Annotated in this window: 16 protein-coding genes; 8 read left to right on the forward strand and 8 right to left on the reverse strand. The window is 37.2% G+C overall.

All coding sequences use genetic code 11. From position 1 onward, the window contains the following. Positions 1–2: 2 nt before the first annotated feature. The 3 genes from ABYT26_RS01905 to ABYT26_RS01915 are packed head-to-tail and all read right to left on the reverse strand — an operon-like array spanning position 3 to position 2,511. Positions 3–677: a gliding motility-associated C-terminal domain-containing protein gene (locus ABYT26_RS01905; RefSeq protein ID WP_372751195.1), complete on the reverse strand. Its 675-nt coding sequence runs from the start codon at positions 675–677 to the stop codon at positions 3–5. A gap of 51 nt (positions 678–728) precedes the next feature. Next, complete coding sequence (gene holA, locus ABYT26_RS01910; RefSeq protein ID WP_372751196.1) at positions 729–1,730, reverse strand: DNA polymerase III subunit delta; 1,002 nt, start codon at positions 1,728–1,730, stop codon at positions 729–731. 10 nt (positions 1,731–1,740) lie between these two features. Further along, a complete protein-coding gene (locus ABYT26_RS01915) occupies positions 1,741–2,511 on the reverse strand; it encodes an AMP nucleosidase (protein WP_372751197.1) in 771 nt (256 codons plus the stop codon). Between the two features lie 64 nt (positions 2,512–2,575). On the opposite strand from ABYT26_RS01915, the gene ABYT26_RS01920 reads away from it, so the two are divergent. Beyond that, positions 2,576–3,034: a type I restriction enzyme HsdR N-terminal domain-containing protein gene (locus ABYT26_RS01920; protein WP_372751198.1), complete on the forward strand. Its 459-nt coding sequence runs from the start codon at positions 2,576–2,578 to the stop codon at positions 3,032–3,034. On the opposite strand, the gene ABYT26_RS01925 is transcribed toward ABYT26_RS01920, so the two are convergent. From ABYT26_RS01925 to recR, 4 genes are all read right to left on the reverse strand, one after another. Further along, positions 3,021–3,599 carry a GNAT family N-acetyltransferase gene (locus tag ABYT26_RS01925; RefSeq protein WP_372751199.1) on the reverse strand — a complete coding sequence of 193 codons (579 nt, stop codon included), beginning with the start codon at positions 3,597–3,599 and terminating at the stop codon, positions 3,021–3,023. The genes ABYT26_RS01920 and ABYT26_RS01925 overlap by 14 nt on opposite strands. Next, positions 3,559–6,432: a hypothetical protein gene (locus ABYT26_RS01930; protein WP_372751200.1), complete on the reverse strand. Its 2,874-nt coding sequence runs from the start codon at positions 6,430–6,432 to the stop codon at positions 3,559–3,561. Before ABYT26_RS01930 ends, ABYT26_RS01925 begins: the two co-directional genes overlap by 41 nt. Positions 6,433–6,759: 327 nt before the next feature. Then, positions 6,760–8,082 carry a dihydrolipoamide acetyltransferase family protein gene (locus ABYT26_RS01935; protein ID WP_372751201.1) on the reverse strand — a complete coding sequence of 441 codons (1,323 nt, stop codon included), beginning with the start codon at positions 8,080–8,082 and terminating at the stop codon, positions 6,760–6,762. Positions 8,083–8,278: 196 nt separating this feature from the next. Continuing rightward, entirely contained in the window at positions 8,279–8,902 is a 624-nt protein-coding gene (recR, locus tag ABYT26_RS01940) for a recombination mediator RecR (RefSeq protein WP_372751202.1), read from the reverse strand. Positions 8,903–9,023: 121 nt separating this feature from the next. Between recR and ABYT26_RS01945 the strand changes: the two genes are divergently transcribed. From ABYT26_RS01945 to ABYT26_RS01955, 3 genes are all read left to right on the forward strand, one after another. Next, on the forward strand, positions 9,024–10,460 hold the full coding sequence (locus ABYT26_RS01945) for a sodium:solute symporter (protein ID WP_372751203.1): 1,437 nt from the start codon (positions 9,024–9,026) through the stop codon (positions 10,458–10,460). 208 nt (positions 10,461–10,668) lie between these two features. Beyond that, on the forward strand, positions 10,669–11,121 hold the full coding sequence (locus tag ABYT26_RS01950; RefSeq protein WP_372751204.1) for an FKBP-type peptidyl-prolyl cis-trans isomerase: 453 nt from the start codon (positions 10,669–10,671) through the stop codon (positions 11,119–11,121). Positions 11,122–11,146: 25 nt separating this feature from the next. Further along, positions 11,147–11,593, forward strand: a complete 447-nt coding sequence (locus tag ABYT26_RS01955) for a hypothetical protein (protein ID WP_372751205.1) — start codon at positions 11,147–11,149, stop codon at positions 11,591–11,593. Positions 11,594–11,886: 293 nt separating this feature from the next. Here the strand turns inward: ABYT26_RS01955 and ccsA are convergent, their stop codons facing one another. Continuing rightward, positions 11,887–14,958, reverse strand: coding sequence for a cytochrome c biogenesis protein CcsA (gene ccsA / locus ABYT26_RS01960; protein ID WP_372751206.1), 3,072 nt, complete (start codon positions 14,956–14,958; stop codon positions 11,887–11,889). Between the two features lie 516 nt (positions 14,959–15,474). Between ccsA and ABYT26_RS01965 the strand changes: the two genes are divergently transcribed. The 4 genes from ABYT26_RS01965 to ABYT26_RS01980 all read left to right on the forward strand — a co-directional run. Further along, positions 15,475–16,737 (forward strand): alginate export family protein, encoded by a 1,263-nt coding sequence (locus tag ABYT26_RS01965; protein WP_372751207.1) that lies wholly within the window; start codon positions 15,475–15,477, stop codon positions 16,735–16,737. A 34-nt stretch (positions 16,738–16,771) separates the two neighbouring features. Continuing rightward, complete coding sequence (gene nrfH / locus ABYT26_RS01970; RefSeq protein ID WP_372751208.1) at positions 16,772–17,371, forward strand: cytochrome c nitrite reductase small subunit; 600 nt, start codon at positions 16,772–16,774, stop codon at positions 17,369–17,371. Between the two features lie 19 nt (positions 17,372–17,390). Next, complete coding sequence (nrfA, locus tag ABYT26_RS01975; RefSeq protein ID WP_372751209.1) at positions 17,391–18,902, forward strand: ammonia-forming cytochrome c nitrite reductase; 1,512 nt, start codon at positions 17,391–17,393, stop codon at positions 18,900–18,902. A 150-nt stretch (positions 18,903–19,052) separates the two neighbouring features. Beyond that, positions 19,053–19,562: hypothetical protein (locus ABYT26_RS01980; RefSeq protein ID WP_372751210.1), on the forward strand; the 510-nt coding region annotated here is incomplete at its 3' end.

Here is a 19,562-nt window from a genome sequence, read left to right on the forward strand (position 1 = left end):
TCTCAATATTTAATAACAATATACCCACTTTTCACATACTCTTTGTCTTTAATAACTAATTTAAAGAAATAGGTGCCTTTGGGTAGTTTATCTCCAGGGCCTAATTTAACACCTGCTTTGTTGTAGCCGCCACCCCAAGCTTCTTCATTCGAATAATTCTTTTTTTCGTATACCTTAGTTCCCCATCTTGAGAATACAATAAATTCATTATTAGGGTACTGATCTATTCCTTTAATGAAAAACTTATCATTAAAACCGTCGCTGTTCGGAGTAAATGAAGTTGGAATTTCTAGTTCAACCTGATTAGGGTCTAAAACTTCTACCACCACATAAGCCTTGCTGCATTGATTGTTTTGATCACAAATTTGATAGTGAACTGTATCGATTCCAAAAGAGTCTTCGTAAGGATAAAAAATCATTAAGCTGTTGTTTTCTATCAAATACATTTTCCCATACTGATCGGTTTGTCGAAGTATAGATATATCAAGTTGATCAATATCATCATAGCTGTCATTTGTTAAAAAATCAACTTCCAGGTACACAACTTCATTTGATGTACTCTTGTTGATAATAGAAACACTATCGTTATCAGCAATAGGTGCAGTTTGCCCAAAGACTTCTGAGAAGTTAAAGCAGGTTAGTATTGAAAGTAGGCAGAATGGTAAAAAAAATCTCATAGTTGGGGTTTACGTACAACTTATTTTTTTTTAGTTTTTAATTCAAAATACTTAGTGAAGAATTTTAAAGATTAACTCTTTTAATAGATCTCCATGTTTCGTACTTACATCACCAAATCCTTTTGATTTAAGATCATATTCTCTGAGCAATGAAACTATCGACACAAGTTTCTTTGGATTGTAATTTTTTGCTGCCAGTTTATAGTCTTTTACAAAAAAAGGATTGATCTGTAAGGCGGACGCAATAGTTTTATCGTTCATTTTATTTTTGATAAAATAATACTTTAAAACTTTTGAGAAATACGAGTGTAATAAGGCAATGGTTACAACCATCGGATTATTTTTTTGATTTGTAGCAAAATAGTTGATGATTTGATTTGCTTTGAAAACATCCTTCTTTCCCAAAGCATTTTGCAACTCAAAATTGTTAAAATCTTTTGAAATTCCAATGTTCTTTTCGATGTCTAATGGCGATATTTTTTTTGTATCACTAAGATTGATTGTGAGTTTGTCGAGAGCATTGGTTATTTTACTTAAATTATTTCCCAGAAATTCAGCTAGTAAAAAGCAGGCTTTGGATTCAATTTGATAGCCTAGTTTTTGGGTGTAGGCTTTAATCCAGTCTGGGATCTGATTTTCATATATTTTTTTTGATTCGAATAGAACAGCATTTTTTGCGAGTTCTTTGGTAAAGTTTTTCCTTTTGTCTAAGCTTTTGTACTTGTAATTAATCACAAGTATGGTTGAGCGTAAGGGGTTTAGGATGTAGGGTAGAAGTTGATCGATGTTTTTGATGTTTTGAGCTTCCCGAACAACAACCAATTGTCTTTCAGACATCATCGGAAATCTTCGGGCGGTGGTCACAATACTTCCAATATCAGTATCTTTTCCGTATAAAATACTTTGATTAAAATCTCGTTCCGATTCCTGCAAGGCATTGTCGATAATATAATCGGTAATTTTATCTATAAAAAAACTTTCTTCTCCCATCAAAAAATAGATGGGAGCGTATTCTTTCTTTTTTAAGCTTTTAAGAATATCTTCAAATGTCATGTTCTCTTTTTTAAAAGCGTAAATGTTTTACAGATTGTCTGTTGTGCATTATTTCCAATAGCGATTCAATTCCTATTTTTATGTGTTCTTTTACATAGTCATCGGTCACTTTTGCATCACTTAAATCGGTTTTTATTCCATCGGATATCATGGGCTGATCGGAAACTAAGAGTAAGGCCCCTGTTGGAATTTCATTGTAGAAACCTACCGTAAATATGGTTGCAGTTTCCATATCAATGGCCATTGCCCTGGTTTTAGTCAAGTACTTTTTAAATCGCTCATCGTATTCCCAAACTCGTTTGTTGGTGGTAAGAACGGTACCTGTATAATAGTCTCTTTTTCGATCAGATATAACCTGAGATACAGCCCTTTGTAGGCTAAATGCAGGGAGAGCCGGTACCTCTGGAGGAAGATAGTCATTCGAGGTTCCTTCACTTCGTATAGCGGCAATCGGAAGAATCAAATCGCCCAATTTATTTTTGCGTTTTAAACCGCCACATTTGCCTAAAAATAGAACTCCTTTGGGTTTAATGGCACTTAACAGGTCCAAAACTGTTGCTGCATTGGGACTGCCCATACCGAAATTGATTATGGTAATATTGTTTGCCGATGCATTTGGCATGGCCTTATCTTCACCTAAAATATCAACATTATGCCATTCTGCAAAAAGCTCAACATACAAGTTAAAATTAGTAAGAAGTATATAAGGAGTAAAATCGGCAAGTTCTCGTCCGGTGTATCTTGTTAACCAATTTCTAACAATATCCTCTTTTGTTTTCATAATTTGTTTTGTCATTAAATATCAGGAATAATCTCCTACCTTTGCAAGCAATTATAGCATGTTTATGGAAAACTTAAATCTACCAACTTATTCCTTTAAAATAAAATCTGAACTGCAAAGAAAACTAATTTTTGACAGTATTCGAAAGAAGTATGTTGTATTGACCCCTGAAGAATGGGTCAGGCAAAATTTTATTCAATATTTGGTGACTGAAAAAGGATTTCCTGCCTCGTTAATTGCTGTTGAAAAAAAAGTAGATGTTAATCTTTTACCACAAAGAAGTGATGTGATTTTGTACGGGTGCAATGCTCAGCCGATTATGATTGTGGAATGCAAATCTGTAAAAATTAAGATCACTCAGAATGTTTTCAATCAGATTGCACGTTATAATATGAAACTAAGGGTTCCCTTTTTGGTCGTCTCCAATGGTCTACAACACTATTGTTGTCAAATGGATTATGAAAATAAAAGTTTTGCTTTTCTTCCGGAAATTCCTTTGTATGCGAATATTAAAGGCTTTTAGGATTTAGTTTCTGCAAGCTGTATTCATCCATCCATCCCTCTTTCGAACGTATCCATTCCTTTTTATTGCCTATAATTTCAAATCCTTCTTGGGTAAATAAACGAAGGCTGATTTCATTGTTAGCAGTAATGTTGCAATAAAGCTGGTGCAATTGCAAGGTGGTAAATGCGTACTTGCAAAATATTTGTAAGGCCTCGGAAGCATAGCCCTTGTTCTTATCTTCCTGATTGTTGATTAAGATGCCAATTCCTGCCCGTTGGTGAAAGGGATCGAAGTCGAAAAGGTCGATTAGACCTATGGCGGTATTTGTTTCTGCTTTTTCGATGACTAGACGAAGTTGTTTGCTTTCATAAATATCTAAATGAGAAGATTCAAGATATTGTTTGAGAATGAAAATAGAAAATGGTTTTAATGTGTGGCTAACTTCCCAAATATTCGAGTTGTTTTCCCAAGCGTAGAGAAGTTTTAAATCGCTTGGTTCTAGTGCTCTCAAACGAATATTCTTGCTTTCCAGAATCTGCATTTTAGTTTTTGTTATACCATTTAATTTCTCGGGTGAATGCATCAAGGTAGCCTTTTTTGGTTACAGAAGATAGTCTGCTTTTTGCTTTTTCCAGAGACGAGTATTTCTGGAATGCATATCTTGATAAGCCATCATTTCCTTGGTAAATTCGTAAATTGTTTTCCCCCAGATTATTAAAATAGGAAAGTGGTTTAGAGTTGCGTAGCGCCATAACCTGAATGGTGTAATAGTTTTCTGATTCATTTGTATTGAAATTCAGCAGGTGTTCTCCTGATAAGGATTTTCTAACAAAAGCGTCCCAATAGCCTCTCCTAAGTACATAGCCTAAGTCGTTAATAGCTTCTCCCTTGTTTTGATAGGAGCGATAAGTATAGCGATATATACCATCGGTATCCGAGAACACTTTTACATTACCTAAATCGGAAAAATAGGTCAATGGTTTGGGATAACGAAGTGCCATAACCTGTATGGTATAGGTGTATTTCTCGGAATATTTCATTCCAGAATACAACAACTGATCGTTTATTACGGTGCGAATAAAAGCATCCCAATAACCCATACGAATTAGTCGGTTCATTTCTTTTACAGTTTCCTGATAGGATGTGAATTTTTTATAGGTATATCGGGTAAATCCGTCGCCACCTTTAAACACATTCACATTATCAAGATTATCGAAAAACTCAGCTTCAACAGAGAGATGCAAAGCCATAATTTGAATGGTGTAATAGGTTTGGCCACCTGTTTTTTCTTTAATAAGATCATCGTCGGCCAAAATTCTAAGCTTCGATTGAGTAAAGCCTTTGTCATGAATTTCTTTTTGGGCTTTGGTTGCGTCCTTGTAATCTTTAAATTTTCCGTAAGTGTAATGGTATTGGTTATCAGGGCCCACGCTTTCAATTACACCATCAAGTTTTTCAAAGAGTTCTGGTTTGGGAGCGTTAAAATTTCCCAAGTCTATGGTGAAGGCCAAATCCCCCGATTCCAATTTTTCAATATTAGCTGTAGGTGCGGTAAGTTCTTTTTCTTTTACAGTTTCGTTATCAGTTACTGTTACAGCTTTACTCATAGGTGTGCTCGGATTTACTATTAGGCTTTCCACTTCCTCAGGAGCATCTTCTTTTACTTCCTGTTGAATTGGCAGGTCCTCTTTTTCCTCTTCTGGACTTGAGAATAGTTTATCCTGAGGAATAGAATCTTTAGCAGTAGGAATTTCAGCAACATCATTTAGTTTACTTTCCTCTTCGTCAATCAACTCCAGCGTATTTGGATAATCTGGTTCATCTTTAGTTCGCAGAGTTAAAGGAAGTAAGGTAATGATACTGTGGTTTTCTTTATTTGCAAATTCAGGAGGAATATTTAACACAGTCCGAAGGGTTCTGTAGCCTTCAGCAACAATTTCGATGTCATATTTTTTCCCTGCATCAACAATAAATAAGAATTTACCTGTTGCAGCATTGGGTTTGTAAATTCCAATTACTTGACCATCTCGACTTACCGTAAGTTTTGAGTTAACAACTACATCTCCACTCGAATTGATGATTTTACCTTTTAATACAAATAAACCAACATTGGTTTCGTTAGGCATTTTGATTAAAAAGATATCGGTTTTTCCATGACTCCCTTTTCGGTAGGAGGCAAAATAAGCTCGTTTCCCATCAGGAGTAGGAGTATAGTAAATATCATCATCGGTTGAATTTATAGGGTAACCAATATTTTCTGGAGGAGTCCATCGCCCTTTGCTGTTAACGCTTTTAAAAATATCCAATCCCCCCATTGTTTCATGCCCTGCAGAACTAAAATATAAGGTCTTTCCATCAGGATGGATGAAAGGAGAATCTTCGTCGTATTCGGTATTGATAGCAGGTCCCAAATTTCTTGCGCGTCCCCATTTCCCATTGGGAAGCTTGGTTACAGTATATACATCCATGCCGCCAAATCCGCCCGGACGATTACTCGAAAAGTAGATGGTTCTGCCGTCTGCTGAAATGGATATATGTGATTCTTTACTTTGAGAATTAATTACGGGGGCTAATTTTTCTGGTTGTTCCCATTTTGTTCCCTTTAGTCGACTTACAAAAATATCCCCATTTTCGCCTGTTTTGTTGTTTCCAGGCTCCGCTTTGTAGATATACAATTCTTGTCCGTCGGCCGAAATTGAAATAGAAGCATCATGATCGGGGGTGTTTAGTTCAGATATTCCCCGAGGATCCGACCAAATTCCATTTTTTAAGTGTGTAATATAAATGTCTTCAAAATATTGGCCATCTGTGTCTATTTTACTTCCTGTTCCTTTTCTACGGGATGTAAAAACCATAGTGGTTTCGTCAGCAGTAACCCCCGGACTATGTTCTGAAAATTCAGTATTAATTTTATTACCCAAATTAATAATAGAGATATTTACGGGATTTTTTACCAGCTCAATGCCATTTTTGCACATTTCTATATTACGTTGAATTTCATTTCGAAACTCTGTGTTTTGTGGTAAAATGATTTGCAGCAAATCTTTGTATACTTTAAGAGCTTCCTTAAATTGATAGTTGGCATGGTAGGCTTTAGCTAGATTAAAATACACATCCATAGAAATATTATTCTTAGATTTTGCGTATTGAATGGCTTTTTCAAGAAAGTCTATTGATTTGTCTTTTTCTGAAGCAATGTTCAGATAACAAACACCCAATTTGTAATTTAAATCGGCATTGCGTGATGATTCAGAAAGTAACTCTTTGTAAATGATTGCTGCTTGAGTGTAGTTTCTGTTGTCGAGAAATTCTTCGGCTGTTTGATATTGTTTTTTCGATTTGATTTTTTGCTGTTTGGGAGCTGCAAAAAGGGAGTGAGAACTAGTGATCCCTAAAAAAATAGGGATAAATACCATCAAACAAAACTGTAAAGCAAAAGTTGTCTTTTTGTTCCGTTTTTGGGTGGATAAACAGTTTATATGATTAAAATTAATTAACAATAACTAAATATAATAGATAAGGGTTAAACTTCAATAGTAAATGCAATAAAAAAGCAAATTTGTTAATAAAAATTTCTCCTTTTTTAAATTGCGTATAAATCCTTGCTAAAATAGTCAAGAATTTGCATATAAAGTGTACAAAATAAATAATTTTGTTTGATAAAAGTAAGATATAGACTTTAAAAAGCCTAAAAAAGCCATTGTATTTGCATACAATGGCTTTTTGAAGTTTTATTGTAGTGATTATATGGTTCTGTTTGTGTCGAAGTTTTCAAGGTTTTCTGCAATACGTTTCAGGAACATTCCTCCCAAAGATCCATCTACAACCCGGTGATCATAGGAGAGAGAGAGAACCATAATGTGGCGAATCCCGATGCTGTCGCCTTCTGGAGATTCAATAACAGCTGGTTTCTTTTTAATGGCTCCTACAGCTAAAATGGCAACTTCGGGCTGATTAATGATTGGGGTTCCTGTGGTACTTCCAAAAGCTCCCAAATTGGTAATGGTAAAAGTGCTGCCTTTTATTTCGTCGGCTTGCAGTTTGTTGCTTCGTGCTCGTACGGCCAAATCATTTACTTTTGTGGTAAGACCAACCAGATTCAGTTCATCAGCAGCTTTAATAACCGGAACAATTAGGTTTCCACTTGGCAGTGCGGTAGCCATACCAACGTTGATGAATTTTTTGCGGATGATTCTATCTCCATCCACCGAAACATTCACCATTGGATAATCTTGTAGAGCCTTACTTACTGCTTCCACAAAAAGAGGGGTGAAGGTAAGTTTTTGTCCCTGCTTTTTCAAAAAATCATCTTTTATACGATTCCTCCAATGTACTAATCCAGTCACATCTACATCAATAAATGAGGTTACGTGTGGAGAAACCTGCTTCGACTTGAGCATGTATTGAGCAATGAGTTTACGCATTCTATCCATCTCAATGATTTCAACATTTTCACCTTCGTAGCTTTTGTGGCTGGCTATGGCTTCAGTTTCTGCGACCAAAGGACTTTCTATTGGCTTGAGAGATGTGCTGGGAGCTTGAGTTTTTTTGTTTTCCAAATGGCTAAGAAGGTCATTTTTAGTGATTCGGCCATCTTTGCCAGATCCTTTAATCTGATTCAACTCCTGGGGTGTGATGTTTTCATTTTGAGCAATGGAGCGTACCAAAGGAGATAGAAAGGTTCCATTTTCGGTTTTGCTGTTCATTGGCAAGCTATCTTCCTCGATTGTAGAAGGTGAAACCGCAGCTTCTTCTTCTTCTTTTTGTTTTTCTTCTTTTTGCTGAGGAATATTTTCTTTTTTTGCAACCTGATTTACTTCTTCTCCTTCGGTTGCTATAATGGCAACTACGTCGCCAACTTTGGGTGTGTCACCTTCTTCAAAAAGAAATTCAATAAGAGTGCCCGATTGAGGTGCAGGGATTTCGGAATCAACTTTGTCAGTTGCTATTTCCATAATAGAATCGTCTTCTTCTACATAATCGCCTACCTTTTTAAGGAATTGTGTAATTGTTGCTTCAGTGATTCCTTCGCCCATTGCTGGTATCAGGATGTCTATTTTAGCCATGTTTGCGTTTGTTTTATTTGCACAAACCAATGAATTGGATGTGTTTATTTAGTCTAAATACGAAACGAAAGTAATCAATTTATAGAAAAAGACAAAAGCATCTGAAGGGATGAATTTTCACAAAGAGCAGGTCTTTGACTTTGAAAAAAGCCTAATTTTATTGGCTATCTGTCGATTTTAGAACTAAGTCACGCTTTTATTGCAAGTTCTGATCGAAAGGAGTTCTGTGTAAAATTGATCTTCCCAGTGTAATTTCATCGGTATACTCCAATTCATCACCAATGGAAACCCCGCGGGCAATAGTGGTGATGGGAACCTTAAACTTCCCCAGTTTTTTAAATAGGTAAAAGTTAGTGGTATCTCCTTCCATAGTAGTACTTAAGGCCAGAATAATTTCTTTAGCTTTTCCCTCGCTGACTTTCTGCACTAAAGGGTCAATTTTTAAATCGCTAGGGCCAATGCCATCCATGGGTGAGATTATGCCACCTAAAACATGATAAATGCCATTGAATTGTTGGGTTCTTTCTATAGACATCACATCTCGGATGCTTTCTACCACACAAATGGTTTCATGATCGCGTTTGGGATTGGCGCAGATATCGCAAAGAGAGGTGTCGGAAATGTTGTAGCAAGATGTACAATGTTTAATTTCATCACGTAATTGTGTTATAGATGAACCAAAAAGATGTACATCTTCTTTTGGCTGATTCAGCAGATGCAAAACCAGACGTAAGGCTGTTTTGCGTCCTATGCCTGGAAGTTTAGAAAATTCGGCAACAGCATTTTCGAGAAGTTTAGAAGGAAAATTGGTATAGCTCATTATTTACATTCAATTCTTTAGTCTTGCTCAAAAGTAACAAATTGAATTGAATTAAAATGGGAGAGGTTTTCGAAAGCTGCCAGCTTTGTGTATTTTTGATTTTCATTCTAAAATTGAGCTTGTGTCACCAATTACTATTCTTCTTGTTGTTGTGGGGTATTTTGCCCTTCTCTTACTCATTTCATACGTAACTAGTCGCAAAGCGGATAACAAAGCCTTTTTTGTTGGCAATAAGCAATCGCCCTGGTATGTGGTGGCTTTTGGCATGGTAGGTGCTTCTTTATCTGGAGTTACTTTTATATCGGTTCCAGGTTGGGTAAAGGCCATCGATTTTACCTATTTGCAAATGGTTTTGGGATACATGCTGGGCTATATTGTGGTGGCTAATATTTTGTTGCCTTTGTATTACCGATTGAATCTTACCTCTATTTATACTTATCTGGATGGACGTTTTGGAAGGGTTTCCTATAAAACAGGTGCCAGTTTCTTTCTTTTATCCCGAACCATAGGAGCTTCTTTTCGCTTATTTTTAATGGCTAATGTTTTGCAAATTACGGTTTTCGATGCTTGGAATATTCCCTTTTTTCTTACTGTTTTACTCACCATATTACTGATTTGGCTTTATACTTTCAAGGGAGGAATAAAAACCATTGTTTGGACCGATACTCTGCAAACTCTTTTTATGCTTTTGGCCGTTGGGGTGAGTATCTATTTGATAATGGACAAATTGAATTTGACCGCATCCGGATTGTATCAGGTGATCAGTGAGAGTGATTATTCGAGCGTTTTTGTTTTTGATGATTGGCACAGCAAACAAAACTTTTTTAAGCAATTTTTTACGGGTGCTTTTATTACGATTGTGATGACGGGTTTAGATCAGGATATGATGCAGAAGAACTTGAGTTGTAAAAATTTGGCCGAAGCCAAAAAGAACATGTATTGGTATGGTTTTGCTTTTATCCCAGCTAATTTTTTATTTCTGATTTTGGGCGCTTTACTTTTGATTTTTGCCCAACACGAAGGCATTGCTATTCCCGATCGTGGCGACGATTTGTTTCCTCTTTTGGCAACTCAGCATTTGGGACCTTTGGTTAGCGTTTTCTTTCTAATAGGTTTAATGGCTGCGGCTTATTCTAGTGCCGATTCTGCCCTAACCTCTTTAACTACCTCTTTTACGGTTGATATTTTAGGTGCCGATGAAAAGGATGAGGCGGCTACCAGAAAACTACGTTTCCGATCGCATTTGCTGTTTTCTTTTCTGTTACTAGCAGTGATTCTCATCTTTCGAGCTATTAACGATGATTCGGTGATAGCTGCCATTTTTACCATTGCTGGATATACATACGGTCCCTTGCTGGGATTGTATGCTTTTGGCCTATTTACTAAGCTTAACGTGAAAGACAAGTGGGTGCCTGTTGTAGCTATAGTATCACCTATAATCTGTTATTTCATCAAAGAAATTGTGATGGTGAAGTTTGGTATTCCCATCGGTTTTGAGTTGTTGATGGTTAATGGGGCTATTACCTTTATAGGATTGTGGGCAATTCGTAGGAAGTAGAAAAATTAACCTGACTGTTTAACTCGAGTAAGAAAATCTCATGTTTAGTAGAGGTTCAAGTGGTCTTATTGAGAGGATTTATTTTTTTATGGATTTAAAACCTTTTGCTTCCAGCTTGTAAATTTTGATTGAACAGTAGTAATTTCACGATCAGTAATCATCATTATCACATTTTACTATATTTGTTTTTCAATAAAAATAGATTGATATGAAATATAGTTTAGTAGCCCTTGTATTTGCCTTTTTGCTTTCCTGTTCAGGTGGTCCAGAGAAAGACTATTCGCTTATAAACGAGAAGCAAATTACAGATTATATAAAGACAAATAATCTGGATGCAATCAAATGTAAATCTGGTTTGTATTATACAATCGATGAGGCAGGAGAAGGTTTAAAACCGACTAGATCATCCACTGTTCAGGTGGCTTATAAAGGGTATTATTTAAATGGAGAAGTTTTCGATGAAAGCAGTGAGAGAGGAATTTCATTTCCATTAAGAGGAGTTATACAAGGGTGGACCGAAGGAATTACTTATTTTAAAGAGGGTGGACGAGGAACGCTTTTGGTTCCTGCTCATCTAGGATATGGAAACTACGACACTCGAGGAATTCCAGGGGGTTCTGTTTTGCTATTCGATATTCATTTGATATCCATAAAGGAATAATCCACACGAAATAAAACGAAAAAACATGCAAACTATTGAAGCCAATGAAGTTATCAAGAGAGTATCTCAGTACATCGATTTAAGCGTTATCCCTTTTGGAACGGATAAGCGTTCGGTGGTTCGTGTTGATACTCGAAAGCCTATGTATGGTGGTGATGGAGTTGTTTATTTACTGCAAATGTTTGATGTTGATGAATTGATCAACAATAGAATTGGTTGCTTCATGGTCTTTTTAAACAAGCACGATCAGGCCGGATTTCATGATCATGGGCCTAGAGGTGAAGAAGAAATTTACGTGGTAATGCATGGTGAAGGAGAGTATTCAGATAAGGCTGGTGTTGATGGCGCAGTTAGAACAGTCAAAATCACCAAAGGGAACATTACGGCAGTGAGCAAAGACGGCTTTCATTCGGTGAAAAATACAACCGACGAACCGCTCATCATTTTTGTAATTACCACCAATAAGGCATAATGTTAAACGTGTATGAAATACAAAGAATAGGAACCTTTTCGGGTTCCTATTTTTTCAGTTAATTTAATTTTTTTCGCTTACCGATCGGTTGGTATGCTAAAGACCTTGTTAATGATTTTCGTTTACTTTTATATTCAAGGTTCCAATCCAAATTTCTCAGGAGACATTAGGAATTCTCGTGAAATTATAAATGAATAAAAAAGTTGGAGCCTGTCTAGTTTGAAGACTACCATAATGAATACAAAAAGAGCTTCACGAATGTGAAGCTCTTTTTTATTTCTAAAGTGTTTTTTTTAGGTCTCAATCTCTTGATTTTTGGCATTGTATTTTTTGTATTGGTAGTAAGCTGCTAAACTAAGGGCTAAAATGATTGCTACACTGTAGTACACCCAAGTTGGGATAGGTACAGGATCGCCTTTGGCGTAGGAGTGCATTCCTGCTAAATAGTAGTTCACTCCAAAATAGGTCATCAGAATAGAGCTGTAGCCCCAAACCGAGGCAAGATTAAAGGCATATACTGATTTTAAACCAGGAATAAATCGCATGTGCAGCACAAAGCTATACACCAAAATACTTACCAGTGCCCAAGTTTCTTTTGGATCCCATCCCCAGTAGCGTCCCCACGATTCATTGGCCCAAATTCCGCCAAGGAAAGTTCCTATGGTAAGGAAATAAAGACCAATAGTCATGGTCATTTCACTAATACGACTTAGATCCATTACGGTTCCTTTAATACGACTTTGATTGTTTGTGTTTTGAAGGTTGAATAGTGTTAGATTAATCATTCCTAAAATGGCTGCCAGAGCTAGAAATCCGTAACTGGCTGTAATGATGGCTACGTGAATGGTGAGCCAGTACGATTTCAGTACAGGAACCAAATTGGTCACTTCAGGGTTCATCCAGCTTAAATGTGCCACAAAAAGGGTTAAACCTGCAAGAATAGAGGTGGCAGCTAGGGCAAAATCCGATTTTTTAACGAAGATAAATCCAGAGAGCAGACAAGCCCATGCCACATAGGTCATCGATTCGAAACCGTTGCTCCAGGGAGCATGACCCGATATGTACCAACGCGCGGCTAATGCACTTGTGTGTAGCATAAAGCCAATGGCTAAAATAAAGGTAGCACTTCGCATGATCCACTTTACCGGAAATTTTGGGTGGATGATTTGCACTACCAAAAATACCACCAAAAAGAAACCAATAAGTAAATAGTATGGGAACAATCGCTTAAATATATTGATATTGTTATACAGGATCTCAATTTTCTGTTTGGTAGGCGAAGGAATTACGCGCTGCCCAAATCGGTTTTGATAGGTTTTAATTCCTGCAATGTAATTGTCGGCACCGGCAAAGTCAGCATTATTTAAGGCTTGTCCCAGCATAATTACAGATTTCTTGACAAAAAGGGAGTCGTCTCCGCTTAGATTAATTTGCGAAGTAGGATTGTACCATTCATGCATATCATCGGTAGGATCTGGAAATATTTTCAGAAATTCACCTGTGAACACCATATAAGTGATGTTGATTCTCTCATCAACTGAAATAATCTCTTTGTCGTAGGCGGATCGATGGGCTGGCTTTTTCGAATATGCTTCCTGCACTTTTTGCGACAATTTATATTGTCCTTGTGCATTGAGAAAATTCATAAAGGAAGCATATTTTCCTGATATACCAAGTTCACTAGCTAAGTCTGAGTCTCCTACTTTAATCATGGCTGCAGTTTGCCACTGCTGTGGATTAGCAATCATGCTTAAAAAGACTTGTTCAGCAGTGTACCCCTGAAATTTATTCTTCTTTGTAATTTTACGAATTACCTCGCTGGCCAGGGTGTTAATAGGTTCAAATCGTCCGCCATTATCTTGTACCAAAAGCTTCCCAAATTCTTTTGATTGTTGTAAAGGAACAATGGGAAGAATTTCGTTTTGTGCTGAAGCAGGCAATAGGTTTCCTAGCAGTAGGAGAGCAGCAACAGCCAGTGTTTTTCCTGTTTTTGACTGTTTTCCTAAGCTATTAAAACGACTAAAAGGATTGATTAGCGACCAAGCCATTCCTAACATCAGGAGAAAATAACCAAAATAGGTAATCATCATTCCCCATTGATCGTGATTGACCGAGAGAACAGTTCCTTTTTCGTCGTTATCGTAGGAAGCCTGAAAAAATCGGAATCCTTCGTGTTTTAAAATGTTGTTCATGTATATTCGATAGTCTTTTTCCAGTCCTTGGGCTGGGTCGAAAAGGGTTACCTCACTGGCAAAAGAGGAGGGACTGTTCGAGCCAGGATATCGATCCAGAATAAATTTGTTGAGTTTCAATGAGAAAGGAATTTCGATGATTTTAGACCCATAGGTCGCAGATACATCCACGCCATTAATGTTTGTATGGGCTTCTGTTCCAACATAGTTATTGTTGCCTTGTACGAGTAATTCCTTATGTTCCGATCCACTTTTTACATCAAAAACCAATACAGAAGGTGCATTTTTATCTTGTCCTTTAATGTATTGGTATTTAGCTGAAGGGTAAAAATTCTTAATCACAATTTTACTTCCCTTAAGATCATAGATTTTTTTAGGCATAACTACATGCCAGGTTTTTGCTTCCATGACTATAGGATCGCCTCCCATCATGCTCAGTTCCATTATTTCGAATGGACTTTTCATGCGCAAGCTATCCGAGTAATCGAAAATAATGGCATTAGTCCCTGCATTACTTCCAAAGGCAATTGGCATGCCTGCTATATTTTTTTGTTGGGCATATTCTAAAGAAAAATTCTGCATGCCTTCCATGCCATTGCTTCCGATAGCTACTAATTCGAGAATAGGTATTCCATTTATATCTTGAACAATAGCAGATTGAGCATTGGGAATGAAGGTGCGCAGTGAAATTTCAACATTCTTATTGTCGATGTTCAGGTCATCGTTAAAGTGGGTCTTTTTCACCGATGAAATACTAAGTTTCTGACTCAGTTCGCTTACTTTACCATTGGCTTGAGCTTTTACATCAATGTATGAACTCATGCTGGTAATTTGGTTGCTACTTTGTCCTTCTCGAATGTGCATATTGCCTTCGTAGCCCATATATCGTGTAACTCCTGATCCAATAAAAATGATTATGAAAGCGGCATGAAACAGGAAAATTGACCATTTTTCTTTACGGTAAAGATCGTATCGAAAAATATTTACGACCAAATTAATGGCTAAGAGTAAAAGCATAAGCTCGAACCACCAGGCATCGTACACCAGAGCGCGGGCAGCAGGAGTCCCGAAATCATTTTCTATAAAGGTTGCTATTCCAATCGAGAAAGCAAATAAAATAATGAGCACTCCCATCATTTGCATAGAGAAGAGAAAATTCAGAAATTTTTTCATTCAGCGTGCTATTTAATTTGTTAGTAGAATTTTAGTTTGTTCGGTTCAACGTTTTATGTTTTGTCGACACCCGAATACGGGAGTTCAAGGTACGTTTTTATTTATGAATTAAAAATAGGGCAAATCCTTGTTGGTCTGCACATTTATGAAGACTTTCTTGTCAAATTGATGTAACTTGTTGTGACTAAGTTAATCTGTTTTTATTTGTAGCTATTTGTCTTTTTGATTAATGATAAATATCTGTAAGTTATACTTAAATGAAGTTTATTAATGTAAATATTGATTGTACTTATTAAGATCCATAATAAATTGAATGTAACATTATTTTCTTTATTCATATAGGAAAAGCTTTATAATCAGTAAAAATAAAGGATAAAAAGGTTTTAAAATTTAAATATAATAATTTTAAATAGACTACTGCTCTTGAATGGAATCCTTAATCTGCTTAGTATTGCATATAGAACACTTGGGATCATTGAGTTGATTCATAGTTTTTTACTAAAACCCACTAATGCTATGAAAAAAAGAATTCGTCTATTATTAGTCCTTTTATTGGGCTTGTTGCCGATGCTTAGCATGGCACAGTTAAGTTTTAAAGGGGAACTTCGACCTCGTAGTGAATATCGTCATGGCTTAAAAACACTCTTTGATGCCAGCGATGATGCCGCTTTTTTTACCTCCCAACGAACCCGTTTGAATTTAAATTACCAAGCCGATAAGTTTCGGGTAGGATTATCGGTTCAGGATGTTCGGGTTTGGGGTGATGTTTCGCAATTGAATCTTTCCGATGATAATCAGCTAATGCTTCATGAAGCTTGGGGAGAACTTCTTTTTTCTGATTCATTCTCACTAAAAGTAGGACGGCAGGAATTGGTCTATGACGATTCTAGAATACTTGGGAATGTTGGTTGGGCTCAGCAGGCTCGAAGTCACGATTTGGCTTTGTTTAAATACAAGACCGATGAAAATGGACAATTTCATTTGGGTTTGGCTGTGAATAACGATTCGGAAGTTCTCGAGACAAGCCTATATACTACCAATTACAAAAGCATGCAGTTTGCATGGTATCAGCGAAAATCAGCGAAATTTGATTTTAGTCTCTTGTTTATGAATGTAGGATACCAAAGAGACCAAGATGAGGATGAGGATGTAGAGGATCTGGATACTCGATACAATCAGACCCTAGGTACTTACATGAATTATCGTCCTGGAAAAGTTTCTTTCACAGGATCCTTATATATGCAGACCGGTAAAGATGATACCGATACCGATTTGAATGCCTACATGTTTAATTTGGGAATGAATTTTCCGATTGCGGCTAACTGGAAAGGAAATGCGGGTATTGAGGTTCTTTCCGGAACGGATTCCAATTCCACAGGAGATAATAAATCGTTTACTCCTCTTTTTGGAACCAATCACAAGTTCAATGGTCATATGGATTATTTCTATGTGGGCAATCATACTGGAAATGTAGGTTTACAAGATGTTTATGCCCGAGCTAATTACGCTAAAGATCAATGGTCTTTTGCTTCGGCCATTCATCTATTTTCTTCGGAAGCCGATTTATATGATGAAAGCGTAAAAGCAGATAAGTACCTGGGAACAGAAATAGATCTTTCTGTCGGTTATAAATATTCTGCCAATGTAATGGTGAAAGGGGGTTATTCGCACCTTTTTGCAAGCGATTCCATGCAAGTTTTAAAAGGCGGAGATAAGAACGAAACTCAGAATTGGGGATGGGTGATGCTCGTTTTTACTCCTGATTTTCTAAAGAAATAATGCCAAAGTATACCCAACTTCTAAACTTTTGCTAATGAGAAAACTATTCAAATTTCTAACACCTCCTCCAAAATGGAAACTTCCGGTTTTGGTGGCTATGGGGATTTTTGTGGGACTTGGCTGTTACGTGATTTATTTATCTAAAGCAGCATCCTATTTGTCCGATGATCCTAAAACTTGTGTGAATTGTCATGTGATGGCTCCGCAATATGCTACCTACAATCATAGTTCTCATCGCGAGGTGGCTACTTGTAACGATTGTCATGTTCCGCATAACAATGTTTTTAACAAGTACTTTTTTAAGGCTAAAGATGGCTTGCGACATGCAAGTATGTTTGCCCTCCGTATGGAACCTGAAGTGATTTTTATTTTAGAGGAGGGAAAGCAGGTGGTTCACAACAACTGCATTCGCTGTCACAGTCAAACTTTAACAGATCCTAAATTAGCCTCTCAAGTTCCAAATCATGCGCACAATACGCAAGATCGGGTATGTTGGGAATGTCACAGAGAGGTTCCTCATGGTCGGGTAAATAGTTTATCGAGTGTACCTAATGCTCGGGTACCTTTGCCAGAGAGTCCGGTGCCAGAATGGTTGCAGGAATATATCAAAGAATCAAAACAAGAAAACGAATAAAACCTAAATCATTAAGCTTATGAAACCAATACAAGAATCAGTTGGCAAAAAACCTTTATTAGGATGGTTGATCTTCCTGGTAACATTGGTGGCCGTATTCCTTCTTGGACTATTAGCTTCCTCAATCATGGAACGGAGGGCAGAATCCGTATTTGCCTACACACCACAGGTAAAGCATAATCAGTGGGAACCACGCAACGAAGTTTGGGGTGAAAATTTCCCACGCGAATTTCAATCTTACTATGAAACATCGGATACATCTTTCCGCAGTAAATATAATGGAAGTGCCATGATTGATATGTTAGAAGTCGATCCTCGATTGGTAGTTCTTTGGGCTGGATATGGCTTTTCGAAAGAATACAATCAGGGCCGTGGCCACTACTATGCAGTTGAAGATGTGAGAAATATTTTACGTACCGGTGGTCCTAAAGATGAAAATGATGGTCCGATGCCTGCAACTTGTTGGACTTGTAAAGGTCCGGATGTACCTCGTTTGATGAACGAAATTGGGGTGGCCGAATTTTACAAAGGAAAATGGGCTGGCAAAGGACACGAAGTGGTGAATCCTATTGGCTGTGCTGATTGTCACGATGCAGAGACTATGAATTTACGTGTTTCTCGTCCTGCTCTTATCGAGGCATTCGAACGTCAGGGAAAAGATATTACTAAGGCGAGTCATCAGGAAATGCGTTCCTTGGTATGTGCTCAGTGTCATGTAGAGTATTATTTCGATAAAAAACGTGTTAAAGGTGCAAATTACCTAACATTTCCATGGGATAAGGGAACTTCTGCAGAGGCTATGGAAGAATACTACGATGAGATTGAGTTTAGCGACTGGACTCATCAATTGAGTAAGGCTCCTATGTTGAAAGCTCAGCATCCTGGATATGAAATTTATATGAAGGGAATTCATGCCGATCGAGGAGTATCTTGTGCCGATTGTCATATGCCATACAAATCGGAAGGCGGACAGAAATTTACGGATCACCACATTCAGTCTCCTTTGAACAATGTAGCTAATTCTTGTCAGGTTTGTCACCGCGAAGAAACCGATAAATTGATTCAGAATGTTTACACTCGTCAGGATCAGATTATTGAAAATCGCGATAAGCTGGAAGAGCTATTGGTTCGCGCTCATGTTGAAGCTGCCAAAGCCTGGGAGCTAGGTGCTGCCGAATCGGAAATGAAGTCTGTATCAATGAATATTCGTCATGCTCAATGGCGTTGGGATTATGCTGCTGCTTCTCATGGTGGTTCATTTCATGCGCCAACCGAAATCGGACGAGTTATTTCTACCGGAATTGTAAGTGCTCAGGAGGCAAGAATCTCATTGGCAAGAATTTTTGCGAAATACGGATTTAATGATGAAGTAGCTTATCCTGATATTGCGACTAAAGCAAAAGCTCAGAAATTTATTGGACTCGATATGGATAAATTGAATCAAGAAAAAGCAGATTTTATGAAAACACTTGTTCCTGAATGGGAGAAAAAAGCAAAGGAACGCGAAAGTACTTACGAAGTGAAAATGTAGACTCATTTTTTGAGTATAAATAGATCTTTTATAGAATGTGCCGTCCTGTATGGACGGCATATTTTTTTATATTGTAAATATTTAATCGCTGTTCGTTTGGAGTAAAATAGCCTTCTTCCATAGGCTTTTTGAATCATCAAAGAAAATTACATGAGTAAAAGAGTAAGATTTTTGTGGCAGAGTCCATGGGGATATCCCGAATCATTATTAATAGCTTTCGGCTTTATTTTTATTGGTTTCGCATTAGAGTTGGCTTTGGGAGGGAACTCTTTTCAAGCCATTGTATTTCCACTGAATATTATCGCTGGTGCTGTTTTTATTGTAGCAGCCATTTTGGTTTATTTTCTGATCAGAAAAGGAAAAGGGATTAAATTCCTTACCAGTGTTCCAGCTTCCATAGGAGCCATAGCGGCTTTAAGCTTTTTGGTTGTTGTTATGGGGCTTACTTCACAAGTACCCATGGAGGGAAGAGACTGGGTGAGTCGATTAGGTTTGAACCGGATGACTTCTTCCCTTCCATTTTTGTTGATCAATACCTATTTGCTTTTCGTATTGGCATTGGTAATTATACATAAAATGATTCCTTTAAAATGGAAAAACTGGGGATTTATTTGTAGCCATTTAGGACTTTGGATTACGGTATTTGCAGCCGGATTAGGA

This window comes from Labilibaculum sp. (genome assembly GCF_041595635.1).
GTDB lineage: Bacteria > Bacteroidota > Bacteroidia > Bacteroidales > Marinifilaceae > Labilibaculum.